The following is a 14399-nucleotide window of genomic DNA, read 5'->3' on the forward strand; positions in this document are numbered from 1 at the left end:
GTCTGAAAAAGGCTTGTCTGTGACGCAGCAGAAGTGCTTGCTGCCGCAGGCAAGCCTTTTATTTTTGAGATGATGTTGGTAGAATTGGGTAGGGTTACGTACATATTCATAGAAGGAGGCGTTATATATATGAAAATGATGCCATTGCGTCATAAAGGCATTGATGCCAGTCAACTGGTGCTCGGTTCCATGTCCATGGGTGGTGGGTGGAACACGAATCCGGTCACGCAGGAACATGTGCTTGAAGCAGAGAGAGCGGTAGATGCTGCGCGTGAAGTAGGGATCAATATGTTCGATCATGCGGATATTTATACTTTCGGCAAAGCAGAAGAAACGTTTGGCAAGCTCCTGCAGGCACAGCCGTCTCTTAGGGAAGAGATTATTATACAATCCAAATGCGGTATAAGACTTCAAGACGGTGATCTGCCTGGAAGATATGACTTCTCCAAAGAACATATTTTGAATTCGGTGGATGGCATATTGAGCCGTTTGGGTACGGAATATATCGATATTTTGCTATTACATCGTCCAGATCCACTTATGGAGCCGGAAGAAATTGCGGAAGCCTTAACGTTGCTCAAATCTGCTGGCAAGGTTCGTCATTTTGGTGTTTCCAATATGAATGTGGGTCAAATTGAATTTTTGCAGCGTTCGCTTCCGTATCCGATTATTGTAAACCAACTGCAGATGAGCTTGTCTCACCTGCATTTTGTTGACGAGGTGGTCTTTGTCAATCAAGGGGCTGGAACGAAGGTGAACTTTGGGGCAGGACTGCTGGAGTTCAGCCAGATGCAGGACATTCAGCTTCAAGCCTGGAGTCCGTTATCACAGGGAATCTTCACAGGGAAGGACGTTTCGGATCAGCCGGAGCATATTCAGGCGGCAGCGAAGCTCGTTCAGGATATGGCAGAAGAGAAGGACACCACTCGTGAAGCGATCGTACTCGGCTGGCTTATGAGACATCCGGCGATGATTCAGCCGGTCATTGGAACGATCAATCCTGAGCGGATTAAAGCGACGGGGGACGCCGTTCGCCAAGGCCAGCTCATGACACGGGATGAATGGTACAAGCTGTATGTTACAGCGAGAGGACCTAGACTGCCGTAAACGATGAGCTTAATCAAGGAGACGCTGCTATCAGGTTGGCATAAGCAGATGTAGTCGCTGCAAGGGAGAGTGGAGTGCACTTGGTATCCAATATAAGTCTGGTTCTATTTCTAATCCTCTCATTGGCTGCCTTGATTGTTAGCATTCAGCAGCGTCGCAGAGCAGGGAAAGTAAGGTTTAGCGGACTAGGTAAAGAAAATACGCTGCTGATGGTGCTGATCTATGTACTTGGCGGTATTTACTTGATAACGAGTGAAGGATGGCTAAAATACGTTATTTTCTTACTCTCGTTTGTTGTCTATTATTTGGTTAGTCAGTTTTATGTCGGGGAGAACGGTGTTAAGTTTGGCCTCTATTTTATTCCTTATGATAAGGTGACAGGATACAGATCCTATGACGGATCAAATGATGTCACATTATATATTGAAGGTAAATCCAGAGGGATCGATCTCAAGCCCAAAATTGAATACCGCAGCAGTATGATCCAATCGGTGCTGGAAATGAACGGTGTTTCTGAGCAGCAACGGTGATCTCTCTTCTGTAACACAGACCAAGAAGCTGTCCGTAGTGACAGCTTCTTTGTGTTGAATTTATGGTCACTACATCCGAAATCATGTGTAATCTACACCTATAAAACATTCTTATATGACGTATTATATATTGACCATTCCTCATTCGTGACGTAATATATTGGCTAAGTTAGATTTGAAAAAAATGGAAAATATGCATTTGAAAAACAATGAGATGAGGAGAGATCGGATGACGGACCAACGTGTATTCATGTTTAGTGAAGGTAATGCATCGATGCGAGAGCTTCTGGGTGGAAAAGGAGCGGATTTGGCGGAAATGACAAGAGCGGGCTTGCCTGTACCTTACGGCTTTACGATTACGACGGCTTCATGCCGGGATTATTACACGCATCTTGGACATATTCCGCTCTCCCTTATTGAAGAGATTGAAGCAGCACTCGTGAGTCTAGAACAGAAGACCGGCAAAACATTCGGGAATTCTGCGAATCCGTTATTCGTTGCCGTACGTTCGGGTGCAGTAACTTCCATGCCGGGGATGATGGATACCATCCTGAACCTTGGCATGAATGACGAGACATCAGAAGGTCTCGCGGCAATGACCGGCAATCGCAAATATGCGCTGGAATGCTATGCCCGTTTTATACAAATGTATGGACATGTGGTTATGGGAATCGAGAATAATGCATTCTCGAAATTACTGCGTCAGCTCAATACAGCTCAAGGGACGGAACATATCGGACAGCTTGAACAAGCAGACCTTGCGGAGCTCATCGATAAGTACAAATCACTCATTCATCAGCGTACCAAGAAACCGATCCCGCAAAATGTAAGAGAGCAGTTAATTGATGCCGTACGCGCGATCTTCCGTTCCTGGTCAAATCCGAGGGCCAAAGTATATCGCAAGGTTCATAAGATTCCAGAGGATCAGGGAACGGCTGTCAGTGTTCAGGAAATGGTATTCGGCAATCTGGATGAATTCAGCGGGACAGGTGTGCTTTTTACTCGAAACCCATCCACTGGAGTTCATGAAATTCTAGGGGAATATCTGCCATCGGCTCAAGGAGAAGAAGTCGTCATGGGCATACGTACTCCGTTCGGAATATCGTATCTTGCCCAAACGATGCCCGCCGTATATGAAGAGCTTCACGAAGCAGCGTCCCGGCTGGAAGCTTGGTATGGAGATATACAGGACATTGAATTTACGATTGAGCAGGGCAAGCTGTACATACTGCAGACTCGTGGAGCAAGGCGGACTGCCCAAGCAGCCATGAAAGCAGCAGTCGATTATGCGAAGGAAGGCATTATTACCAAGGAAGAAGCCTTGCTGCGAATTGAGCCTGAGCATCTAAATCAGCTGCTGCATCAGTCAATTGAGGCTCAGGATGCGGATAAGGTTGTGGCGACGGGACTTCCAGCTTCTCCCGGTGCTGTGAGCGGTGCGCTTGTGTTTGATTCCGAAACGGCAGAAGCATGGACTTCTGTGGGCAAAAGAGTTATTTTGGTACGCAGAGAAACTACACCTCAGGATATTCATGGAGTTATTGCGGCCGAAGGCCTGCTTACACTGCGGGGAGGAATGACAAGCCATGCAGCGGTGGTTGCAAGAGGAATGGGAACACCCTGTGTGTGCGGCTGTGAAGAGATGGAGCTTCGTGAGGATGTGAAGGAGCTGGTCTGCGGGGAATATACCTTCCTAGAAGGAGATCTGATCTCACTGGATGGAGCAACGGGGCAGGTGTATGCAGGAGAGATCAAGCTGAAGGATCCTGAAATTTCGGAGGAATTGTCTCTCGTTCTAAGCTGGGCGGATGAGATCAAGCATATGAAGGTCTATGCAAATATTGATCAGCCGGGTGACGTAAAGTATGCACGCAAATGGGGAGCAGAAGGAATAGGCTTGTGCCGTACAGAGCATATGTTTCTGTCACCTTCCAGACTGCCGTTGATTCAGCGGGTCATCGTCGCCGGAAATGCCCAGGAGCGTCAAGAGGCACTATACCGCTTATTGCCGATTCAGCAATCGGATTTTGAGCAGATCTTTACGGAGATGGATGGGCTGCCTGTCACCATTCGTTTGCTGGATCCGCCGCTGCATGAATTTTTGCCGAAGCTTGAAGTACTGGAAGGCAGAAAAGAGCATCTTCGCATGATAACAATGGATGGGGATACCGAAGAGCTGGATAAAGTAGAACGAGTCATATCGAAGGTGCAGGAGTTAAGAGAGACGAATCCCATGCTTGGCTGGAGAGGTGCAAGGCTTGGAATTGTATTCCCCGAAATTTATGATATGCAAATAGAGGCAATCTTCCGTGCAGCCGCGAACTGTATAGATCGGGGGATATCGGTTGTACCTGAAATTATGATTCCTCTGGTAGGGCATGCCAATGAGCTGTCCACGCTGAGAAGGCTTGTGGATGAAGTTGCGGAACAAGTGCTGAGAGAGAATCTGAGGCATTGTCCGTATCGGGTTGGCACGATGATTGAAGTTCCGCGTGCAGCCTTAACTGCCGCAGAGATCGCGAAACATGCCGATTTTTTCTCCTTTGGCACAAATGACTTAACACAGATGACGCTCGGTTACAGTAGAGATGATGCGGAACGCAGATTCCTCAGCCAATATCTGGAGCAGAAGATTGTTGAAGCGAACCCTTTTGAAGTGCTGGATGAAGAAGGCGTCGGTGAGCTGATGAAGCTGGCTCTGAATAGAGGACGTTCCTGGAAGCCGCAGCTTGTAGCTGGACTGTGCGGGGAGCATGGTGGTGACCGAGATTCTATTCGTTTCTGTCATCAGATTGGACTGGATTATGTCAGCTGCTCACCTTATCGCGTGCCCTTTGCCCGAATTGCTGCGGCGCAAGCCGAAATACGGGAGCGAAATGTGTCAGTCCCTGAGGATTGCTCAGAGGTAACGAGCACCGCATAATGATGAACGCTACTCGTCATAATGTGAGCTTATCATCAATTTTTATGGTAACTGATTATGGGGGCATATTGTGATTGAACTAACAGGAAGACAACAACGCATTGTAGATATTGTTCAGGAGAGTGCTCCCATTACGGGGGATCAGATTGCTGACCGCTTGTCACTATCCAAGCCGACGATTAGAGCAGATCTTTCCTTACTTGTAATGACAGGTTACTTGTCTGCAAAGCCCAAGGTAGGATATTTTCTCGGCCGTGTGATGACTGCTTCAGACAGGTACTTGACGGAGATAGGCGAAATGAAAGTGAAAGATGTACAGAGTGTACCCGTTGTAGTATATGGACATACCACCATCCATGAGGCCGTAGTGACCTTGTTCTTGGAGGATGTCGGAACACTGCTGGTGATTAACTCAGAGGGCGCATTGATCGGGATTGTCTCTCGAAAGGATCTGCTTAAGGTGACCTTAGGAGATCAGGATATTCGAGAGATTCCGGTCAGCCTGATGATGACAAGAGAGCCGAATATGATATCGGTGTCACCGGAGGATCGAATAATAGACGCAGTTGGAAAAATGGTGTTTCACGAGATCGACAGCTTACCTGTTATAAAGCGGGAGACCAATGAGCTGGTCGGCCGAATATCGAAGACGACGATCGTTAGAGTATTATTTGAGGTGTTTGATTCGGTACATCACGAAGGGTGAGTATGAATCAAAAAGCCAGGGCGTTTGATTCGGTACATCACGAAGGGTGAGTATGAATAAAGCAGCAGGGGGAAAAGAGGATGCAATTCGTCGCCGTTTGTTCAGATTCTCTAGGGGAAACAGCTGATCTCGTTGTAAGAGCCGCACTGCGACAATTTGAGTCATTGAACATTCAGCTAAGACGTTATCCCCAAATCCGCAGTGAAGATGAGATTCGAGAGCTGATGGAAGAGGTTCACCGTAAATCCGGTTTTGTCGCATATACACTCGTTCAGCCTGAGCTGCGTGAAGCGATCAAGGAAGAATCGGTGCGACTTGGCATTCGAACCGTGGACATCATGGGGCCGATGATGCAGGCCTTTATTGATACGTTCCATGATTCGCCGACACAGCGTCCGGGTGTCCTGCATCGTTTGGACGAAGACTACTTTAGACGCGTGGAAGCAGTCGAATTTGCAGTAAAGTGTGACGATGGCAAAGACACCAGTGCCATTGTCAAAGCCGATATTGTTCTGCTTGGCGTATCCCGGACCTCAAAAACACCGCTGAGTATTTTTCTCGCGCATAAAGGCTATAAGGTTGTCAATTATCCCATCGTACCTGAGATCAAGCCTCCTGAACCTTTAAACGAGCCGATCAAGGGTCAAATTGTCGGACTGACCATGGATGCAGAGCATTTGCTCAAAATACGCTCAGAACGGCTTAAGGTCATGGGACTTCCCAATGGGTCAAAATACGCTTCGCTCGCGCGGATCGTTACCGAGCTGGAATATGCTTATGAACTGTTTGATCGGCTGGGTTGTCCGGTTATAGATGTAACAGACAAAGCCATTGAAGAGACAGCAGGCATAATACTGGGATATCTCTAGTAGATAAGAAGATATAAGTGTAATAACCGAAGGAGCCTGATCGGGCTTCTTTGTACTTTATTCTGTATGTTATATAAAGTTTAGAACGGTGCCTGCATGGGTTACTTAATCACAAGCGGATGTAGAAGGAGATGTTATCGTAGATGATTATAAGAGAACAAGCACAGCACTTCATTATGATTAAGCAGCATGAGCATGCAAGACTGTCGGGAGAGATTGCCTCCAGACTCTTACCGGAATTGTTTAGCCAGGATACATATAAGAAGGATGTATTGTATGCTATTTACGAGCACGATCGGGCTTGGATTCGGGTAGATGAGGTGCCGATCTGGAATGACAAGGAGAAGGAGCCTTATTATTTCGTCAATTATCCTTATCCGGTGAAGCTGAGAATGTACCAAGCCGGAATCGAAGAAGTAGAAGAGCACAGTCCTTATGCGGCCTACCTGGTCAGTCACCATTTCACCCAGTTTCCCGATATTCAGAACGGGACAGATGAGTTCAGCATCGCTTTTTGTGAAGAGGAAGGGTATAGACAGCAGCGTTTGCGTAGAGAGGCGGCGCCGCAGGAAGCCGAGGTTGTTGATCAGCATTCCCGCCTTCTTGAGTTCTGTGACGATCTATCGCTCTATGTATGCATGAATGAACCTGGAGTCACTAAGCAGGAGGAACATCCCTGGTTCAAGAACGGATTGACTCAACTCAGCACATTAGATCCTGATGCGCCTTCACTTCAGGCAAAATGGCTGGACAGCCAGACGGTACAGGTGACACCATCCCCTTTTGCCGCACCGTTTCAGACGGAGCTGTCGTATAAGAGAGTATCCAAGCAATGGATTGAAGAAAAGGGATTGAGTAATGCCTACGAGCAAACGCCGGAAATGAAGCAGGCACTGCATTTTCGATGAGTGTAAGTAACGATACCAACAATTAAATTAAGAAATGGTCAATGAACAGGAGCGTCTTCGTAAAGGAAGCTTCCTGTTTTTTTGTTTATTCTGCTTGAATCAAACTCACAGCTCATTAAATTAGAACTAAAACAATATAAATGTTATAATGGATCACATATTTCGTAAAAACATTATAAAATTTTAGATTTAGAATGGGGTCAATTCAATTGAAAGAAACAAAGACAGGGCTGGGAAGGTCGTTATTTGTTATTGTGTTTGTGCTCATGATGGCAAAGCTGACATTATTCCGCTTTTTTGTATTTAGAGACATCTCATGGGACCGCATTGCTGTAGATGCGATAGCTGTTCTGGTCGTTTTATGCCTATGGGAGCTTCTCTTCTCAGGGAAATGGAAGGGAACAGCTTATTGGAGCTTGAACACGCTGTTCTCGATCATTCTGTTCGCGGCAACAATTTATAACGTCCAGTTCGGTTCCATACCGACATATACGACACTACTTAGTCTGAATCAAGTGCCGGAGGTTGCCTCAAGTATCGGTCTGCTGATCGAGCCGAAGCATTTTTGGTTTTTTGTGGATGTCATGGTGATGACGATCTTATGGATCATATACAGAGTTCAAGGTAAACGAAGCGTATATACGAGACAGCTGTCCCGGATCGGTATTTTATCGGTCGCCGTCATTGGTCTTGTCATGTCTGGATTGACGATTGCCAAGGATGGTTCGATTGAGAACGAAACCGTTCGTGCCGACGAGCTTGGTTTTCTGAATTATCAGGTGGCACAAGCGATTCTTGCGAATCAGCAGAATAAATTGATTGCTGCCGGAGATATCGAGGAGACGGTTAAAGAAATTAAGGAGCATCAAGCCACCTACCCATATCAACAACAATCCGAACAAGATGGTAATGAGGCGATACCGGATGGATTCGGTGCAGCAAAAGGGAAGAATTTGATTATCGTACAGCTGGAATCATTTCAAAATTTCCCGGTTCGTCAGCAGGTAGAGGGACAAGAGGTCACGCCGGTGCTCAATGATCTCATCGAGGAGAGCATGTATTTTCCACATGTATTTCAGCAAATAGGACAAGGGAATACTTCGGATGCCGAATTTATTACGAATACATCAATTTATCCGATTGGGACGATGGCGATGGCAACCGGGTTTGGTGACCGCGTGCTGCCAAGTCTGCCGCGCCTTGTACAGAATGAAGGATATACAGCACAGACCTTCCATGTTAACAATGTGAGCTTTTGGGATCGAAATAAAATGTATCCTGCACTTCATTTTGATCAATATTTTGATAAGCCTTATTTTACAAATGATCATTTTAACGATTTTGGTGCTTCTGATGAAGAAATGTATCGTGTCGGACTGCATAAGCTGGTGGATCTGGATGCGCAGAACAAGCCGTTCTACGCACATTTTATCGCAACTTCAAGTCATGCGCCTTTCAAAGTACCGCAGGATCGTAAGCAGATGGAAGTTCCTCAGCAGCTTGCAGGCACTGGCTTGGGCGATTACCTGACAGCACTGAACTATGCTGATTATGCTCTGGGAACACTAATTGACGGGCTGAAGGAAGAAGGACTGTGGGAGGACACGATTCTCGTCGTCTACGGCGATCACTTTGGGCTGCAGAATCAGAGCACTTCTCCGGAGCAGGTTGAGGCTGCTCTAGGCGTTCCTTATCATGAACAGATCAGCCGCTTCAATGTGCCGCTTGTCATTCGTGTACCTGGAATGGAAGGACGTCAGATTGATACGGTTGGCGGACAAATGGATATATTGCCTACGGTCTCCAACCTTCTCGGTTTTTCTTTGAAGGATTCGAACTTCACTGCATTAGGACAGGATCTGCTTAATATTGACCAGAATGTCATCGGGATGAGGTATTACATGCCGACGGGTACTTTCTTCAATAATGAAGTCATGTTCGTGCCGGGCAGCGGTTTTGAAGATGGACAGGCGATTTCGCTGACAACGCTGGAACCCATCGCCGATATTTCGAAGTATCGTGCCGATTACGATTATATTATGAAGCTGATGAAGCTCTCGGATGAATATGTGAAGCTGCTTCCGAAGCGTGGATTCTGATATGATAGAAGGACACCGTTAACAATAACGGTGTCCTTTAACTTTGGACTGCAATTGAGCGGAATTTTCTTGTAGGGAAGGGTGAATGAAAATGATCAAACTAAGTGTATTAGAGCATGGCTACATAAAAGAAGGGTTCACGGTTCACGATGCTTTGAGTGAAGCGACAGAGCTGATTCAATTCACCGAAAGTCTGGGGTATCACCGGTTTTGGGTTTCAGAGCATCATGGCATGCCTGCACTCTCCTTTTCCAGCCCGGAAGTGATGATCTCCCATTTGGCTTCTCACAGCTCACGCATACGTGTTGGTTCGGGAGGCATTATGCTGCCCCACTACAGTGCTTATAAAGTGGCTGAGAATTTCCGTTTGTTAGAGGCTTTATATCCGGGCCGAATTGATCTGGGTATCGGGAGAGCTACAGGCGCGATGCCGCTCGCGACAGCGGCTTTAAACGAAGGGAAGCGAATGAATTCGCAGCAATTTCCAGTCCAGATTGATGATCTGATCGGTTATTTATATGAGGATCTTCCGGAGGATCACCGGTATGCCAAACTGAAGGCCATTCCACTGATCGACAGCGTTCCGGAGCTATGGGTGCTTGGATCAAGCAGTGAAGGAGGAAAGATCGCAGCACGACATGGCGTTTCCTACTCGTTTGCTCATTTCTTTGGCGTACCTGGAGGAGAAGAAGCGATTCATCATTATAAATCTGGTTTTCAGCCTTCCATCGTGAGGGATACCCCACGGTCGATGATTACCATTAGTGTGATTTGCGCAGATACGGAGGAGGAAGCGAAGAGCCTTGCTTCAAGCAATCAGCTCTATTTTCTTGCGTTGATGCGAGGAGCACAGCTATCCGGCTTCCCATCGGTGGAGACGTCGCTTCAATATCCTTATACTGCAGTGGAGAAGGAGCAGATTAACAGCAGGAGGCATCTCAGCATTGTGGGTAATCCTGAGCAGGTGAATAGAGGAATACGCCGAATCAGCGAGTTTTATCATGTGGACGAAATCATGATTGCATCTGCCATCCACGATTTTGAAGCAAGGAAGAGGTCATTTCAGCTGATTGCGGAAGCGATGAGGGAAGGGGAAGAGTAAATTGATCAAGAACGAAAAAATCAAAGCAGCCGAAGTAGAGGTTACCGGTATAGATGGGGAAGAGCTCGGTGTGATGAAGACCGCCGAAGCGCTCGCACTAGCCAAGAAGCTAAAGGTAGATCTGGTATGCACATCACTCATGAGCAGTCCTCCGCCATGCAGGCTAGTTGGAGCGGGAGCTGCCAAGCAGGAGGCGGCGGCCGAGAAGCGTAAGAGCCGTGAGCCGAAGATCAAAGAGATCCGCTTGACTCCGCATATTGAGGAGCATGATTATGATACGAAGAAGACTCAAATGGAGCGTATCCTTAAATCTGGTGATATAGTGAGGCTGGTTGTGAAGATTCAAAAGAAAGAAGGAGATCTGGCGAAATCACTTCTTGAGGGTCTTATACGTGATTTGAAGGAATACGGCACGCCAAAGACGGGAATTCAGCTTAGCGGCAAACAGGCAGTCGTTGAATTAATGCCATAAAAAATATTTTTTTAAAACAAGGTATAAACATTGGAATACAATTCATTTAACGATATAATCGTATAGGGAAATACATCCTAACCGGATGCTCACACATGATGACAACAACATATTAACGGAGGTCTCAATTAAATGGGGAAAACATTGATTTTTGGACACAAAAATCCGGATACGGACACGATCTGTTCTGCAATTGCCTATGCTGATCTTAAGGTTAAGCTGGGTCTTGAAGCAGAAGCCGTGCGTCTTGGAGAAGTAAATGGTGAAACACAATTTGCTCTCGATTTCTTCAACGTGGATGCACCTCGTCTTGTAGAGACTGTAGCGAATGAAACAAACAGCGTTATCTTGGTTGACCATAACGAGCGTCAACAAAGCGTAAGCGATATTGATCAGGTTCAGATTACGGAAGTTATTGATCACCACAGAATTGCTAATTTTGAGACAAGCCAGCCGCTGTACTATCGCGCAGAGCCAGTGGGCTGCACAGCTACCATTCTTAACAAGCTGTATAAAGAGAATAATGTGGAGATTACGAAACCGATTGCGGGTCTGATGCTGTCTGCTATTATTTCTGATTCTCTATTGTTTAAATCTCCAACTTGCACCGAGCAGGATATTGCTGCAGCCAAGGAACTGGCTGAGATTGCAGGTGTCGATGCCAGCGTGTACGGTCTTGATATGCTCAAGGCAGGTGCTGATCTTAGCAAAAAATCCGTTCCTCAGCTCCTTACGCTTGATGCGAAGGAATTCTCAATGGGCGAGTTCAAAGTTGAAATTGCACAAGTCAACACGGTGGATGTCAACGATTTGCTTGTGAAACAAGCAGAGCTTGAGGCTGTAATTTACCAAACCATTGCTGAGAAGAATCTCGATCTGTTCGTATTTGTAATTACAGACATTCTTAACAATGACTCTGTGGCGATTGCACTTGGACATAAGTCTGAGGCAGTTGAGCGTGCGTACAATGTTCAGCTCGTGGACAACAAAGCACTTCTGAAAGGCGTTGTTTCCCGTAAATCTCAGATCGTTCCTGTACTGACAGAAGCATTGTCATAATAATATGCTCCCAAAATAAAAGGGTTGTTCTAATCGCAGTTATACTGCATTAGGACAACCCTTTTATCTTATGAAAAGCTTCTGTAATTTCTATAGCTGGAAAGCCCGGCACACGTTAAGTGCGCATCCCGTAATGACTGCGTCTTCCTTAAGGTTACCTTTTGAGAATAAGGGCTCATATCTAGGATTATAGAAGGTATTCTTCTTGGCGATATGTGTTGCTGTATCAAAGTATAGTGCATTGTAATTGACTAAGGTTCCACCTAATATAACAATCTCCGGATGAAACATATTAATCAAATTGGCTAGCCCTATACCAAAATAGACGGCAGACTGCTCGAATATTTCCCTTGCGAAAGGATCCTCTGCATCCAGTGCTTTGAGAAGATGCTCAAACTGAATTCGATCGGGGGGCAATGAGCTGAGTATAGGACCGAGTGGTCTTCCGGCCTTGGCCTGTGCTCGTGCCGTCCTCTCAAGTGCTTGGATCGAGGCGTATGCCTCTAGTGCTCCATAATTGCCAATCGGACCGAGCCGCTGACCATCGATTTGCACGATCATTTGACCGATGGAGCCTTCCGTATCAACGGTACCATGAACAATTTGGCCCTGAGACATAATAGCAGATCTGAGGCTGACTCCGGCGTGAACATAAAGTGCATGCTGAATACCTTGATTACGCATCGCCCAGGTCTCCCCGATCAGTGCAGCGTTAACTCCGTTCTCAAGATAAGCCTTCCAGCCTGTAGCATTCTCAAACTGCTGACATATAGGGATATTACGCCATCCTGATGCTGGAAAGTATAATGGATCGAGAATCGTCCCTTTGTTTCGGTCAACGGGTCCGACTGCACCGATACCGATACCTAATATTTGTGAAGGCTCCAGCTGATGATCCTTTAGAAAGCTCCTCATATGCCCGGAAGCAAATTCAACAAAACGCTCGGGCGTCATCGATTCATCCATCCGCCAGCGCATCACGGATTTCGGATTCATAGCCATGTCAAACAGACCGAGTGTGGAAGAGAACCGGGAAATTTCAAGGCCAAATATGTATTTGTAATCAGGTTCAATCTGATAGAGAATGGGGCGACGACCTCCACTGGAAGCGCCTAGGCTTGCCGCCTGAATAAGACCTTCGCTTGTCATCTCTTCAAGCAGGCGGGTAAGTGTACTGCTCGTTAGTGAAAAAGCATCAAGTAGTTCAGCCTTGGATATAGGACCATGCTCAGCAATCCAGGAATAAATCCATTTTTTGTTTGATTGTAATACAGGTTCTTTTTTGTTCATGAAAGTCGCTGCTCCAATGAATAAGGTTATTTTTCACGATAAGATATGATAACGATTATAACTCAGCTGGGAGTCAAAGACCATTGACTAACCCTAATATTCCAATGGATTGAATCAATTTCATAATACCTTTGGCTGCTTCAATCAAGAGTATATATAGATCAAAATGATTTTATTTGTCTATATATAGTTTCGAATTCACTTTTTTTATGATTTATGAAATTGATTCGATTAAACTCCAAAATGAAAAAAGTGATATGATGATTAAATTGAGGCAACATGAGCCTATTAAGCACAAATAATAGAAGGAAGTGAATATAGCCGATGCAGAATAACAACTGCTGTTCAGCCAGTAGAACTTTACACCCCGTGCATAGTGCAGTAGATATTCAAGCACAGTTCAAACAGGAAACGGATCCGTCCTCTTCAGCCATCATTCATATGAATTGGGCGGATATTCCGGCAGGGTCTTTTGATATGGGGACGGACACGTCAGAAGGTTTCCCTAGTGATGGTGAAGGGCCTGTTCGAGAAGTATACGTTAATTCCTTTTGTATGTCAGCCTATACCGTAACGAATGAACAATTTCGACAATTTATCGAAGCTACGGGATATGTAACCGAGGCCGAGAGATATGGCTGGTCTTATGTATTCCATCTGTTTGTCTCTGAGGAGACGAGGCAGCAGGTGCGAAGCACACCTCAACAGGTGCCTTGGTGGTATGTCGTAGAAGGAGCTGACTGGAAACGTCCTGAGGGACCCGATTCAAGCATTATGGACCGGCTTAATCATCCGGTTGTACATATCTCTTGGAATGATGCTGTCGCTTACTGTACCTGGTCTGGAACCAGGCTGCCGACAGAAGCGGAATGGGAGTATGCAGCTCGGGGCGGGTTGAAGCGGAAGACATATCCTTGGGGCGATATACTCAAGCAGGATGGCAGGCATATGTGTAACATCTGGCAGGGAAAGTTCCCTGTCAAGAATAATGCAAGTGACGGCTATATTGGCACCGCTCCTGTGGACTCCTATGAGCCAAATGGATACGGGTTATATAATGTTGCAGGTAATGTATGGGAATGGTGTGCAGATTGGTTCACCCCGGGATATCATCGTGAGACATCAGCGGATAACCCGCTGTACCAACGGGAAACGGGCAGAAAGTCAATGCGCGGCGGTTCCTATTTGTGTCACCGGTCTTATTGTAACCGTTATCGGGTTGCGGCCCGGAGCAGTAATACGCCAGACAGCTCCACAGGAAATCTCGGTTTTCGGGTAGTTCAAATTTAAAAAAATTCGGCAGACCCTAAGCCTACTTTAGGGCTGCCGTATTT

At 46.2% G+C, this 14399-nt stretch carries 12 protein-coding genes; 11 read left to right on the forward strand and 1 reads right to left on the reverse strand.

Annotated elements, in window-relative coordinates; all coding sequences use genetic code 11:
- The first annotated feature begins 129 nt into the window (after positions 1–129).
- The 10 genes from ACFSVM_RS07555 (at position 130) to ACFSVM_RS07600 (ending at position 11775) form a co-directional block, all read left to right on the forward strand.
- Positions 130–1107 (forward strand): aldo/keto reductase, encoded by a 978-nt coding sequence (locus ACFSVM_RS07555; RefSeq protein WP_076310980.1) that lies wholly within the window; start codon positions 130–132, stop codon positions 1105–1107.
- Positions 1108–1187: 80 nt separating this feature from the next.
- A complete protein-coding gene (locus ACFSVM_RS07560; RefSeq protein WP_076310979.1) occupies positions 1188–1637 on the forward strand; it encodes a hypothetical protein in 450 nt (149 codons plus the stop codon).
- Positions 1638–1866: 229 nt separating this feature from the next.
- Complete coding sequence (gene ppdK, locus ACFSVM_RS07565; protein WP_379261195.1) at positions 1867–4560, forward strand: pyruvate, phosphate dikinase; 2694 nt, start codon at positions 1867–1869, stop codon at positions 4558–4560.
- Positions 4561–4630: 70 nt separating this feature from the next.
- The gene (locus ACFSVM_RS07570) at positions 4631–5266 is read left to right on the forward strand and encodes a helix-turn-helix transcriptional regulator (protein WP_379261197.1); all 636 of its coding nucleotides are present in this window, start codon (positions 4631–4633) and stop codon (positions 5264–5266) included.
- An 80-nt stretch (positions 5267–5346) separates the two neighbouring features.
- The gene (locus ACFSVM_RS07575) at positions 5347–6135 is read left to right on the forward strand and encodes a pyruvate, water dikinase regulatory protein (protein ID WP_205053269.1); all 789 of its coding nucleotides are present in this window, start codon (positions 5347–5349) and stop codon (positions 6133–6135) included.
- A 143-nt stretch (positions 6136–6278) separates the two neighbouring features.
- A complete protein-coding gene (locus ACFSVM_RS07580; RefSeq protein WP_379261199.1) occupies positions 6279–7043 on the forward strand; it encodes a DUF3891 family protein in 765 nt (254 codons plus the stop codon).
- Positions 7044–7252: 209 nt separating this feature from the next.
- Positions 7253–9142, forward strand: coding sequence for an LTA synthase family protein (locus ACFSVM_RS07585; RefSeq protein ID WP_379261201.1), 1890 nt, complete (start codon positions 7253–7255; stop codon positions 9140–9142).
- 91 nt (positions 9143–9233) lie between these two features.
- Positions 9234–10244 (forward strand): LLM class flavin-dependent oxidoreductase, encoded by a 1011-nt coding sequence (locus ACFSVM_RS07590; RefSeq protein WP_090722730.1) that lies wholly within the window; start codon positions 9234–9236, stop codon positions 10242–10244.
- Position 10245: 1 nt separating this feature from the next.
- Positions 10246–10716: a translation initiation factor IF-3 gene (infC, locus tag ACFSVM_RS07595; RefSeq protein WP_076310972.1), complete on the forward strand. Its 471-nt coding sequence runs from the start codon at positions 10246–10248 to the stop codon at positions 10714–10716.
- Positions 10717–10848: 132 nt separating this feature from the next.
- Positions 10849–11775 carry a manganese-dependent inorganic pyrophosphatase gene (locus tag ACFSVM_RS07600; RefSeq protein ID WP_076310971.1) on the forward strand — a complete coding sequence of 309 codons (927 nt, stop codon included), beginning with the start codon at positions 10849–10851 and terminating at the stop codon, positions 11773–11775.
- Between the two features lie 90 nt (positions 11776–11865).
- Here the strand turns inward: ACFSVM_RS07600 and ACFSVM_RS07605 are convergent, their stop codons facing one another.
- Positions 11866–13065, reverse strand: a complete 1200-nt coding sequence (locus tag ACFSVM_RS07605; protein ID WP_076310970.1) for an ROK family transcriptional regulator — start codon at positions 13063–13065, stop codon at positions 11866–11868.
- 441 nt (positions 13066–13506) lie between these two features.
- Between ACFSVM_RS07605 and ACFSVM_RS07610 the strand changes: the two genes are divergently transcribed.
- Entirely contained in the window at positions 13507–14355 is an 849-nt protein-coding gene (locus ACFSVM_RS07610; RefSeq protein WP_256209617.1) for a formylglycine-generating enzyme family protein, read from the forward strand.
- Positions 14356–14399 lie beyond the last annotated feature (44 nt).

It is taken from the genome of Paenibacillus shunpengii (genome assembly GCF_042684905.1).
Taxonomy (GTDB): domain Bacteria; phylum Bacillota; class Bacilli; order Paenibacillales; family Paenibacillaceae; genus Paenibacillus; species Paenibacillus shunpengii.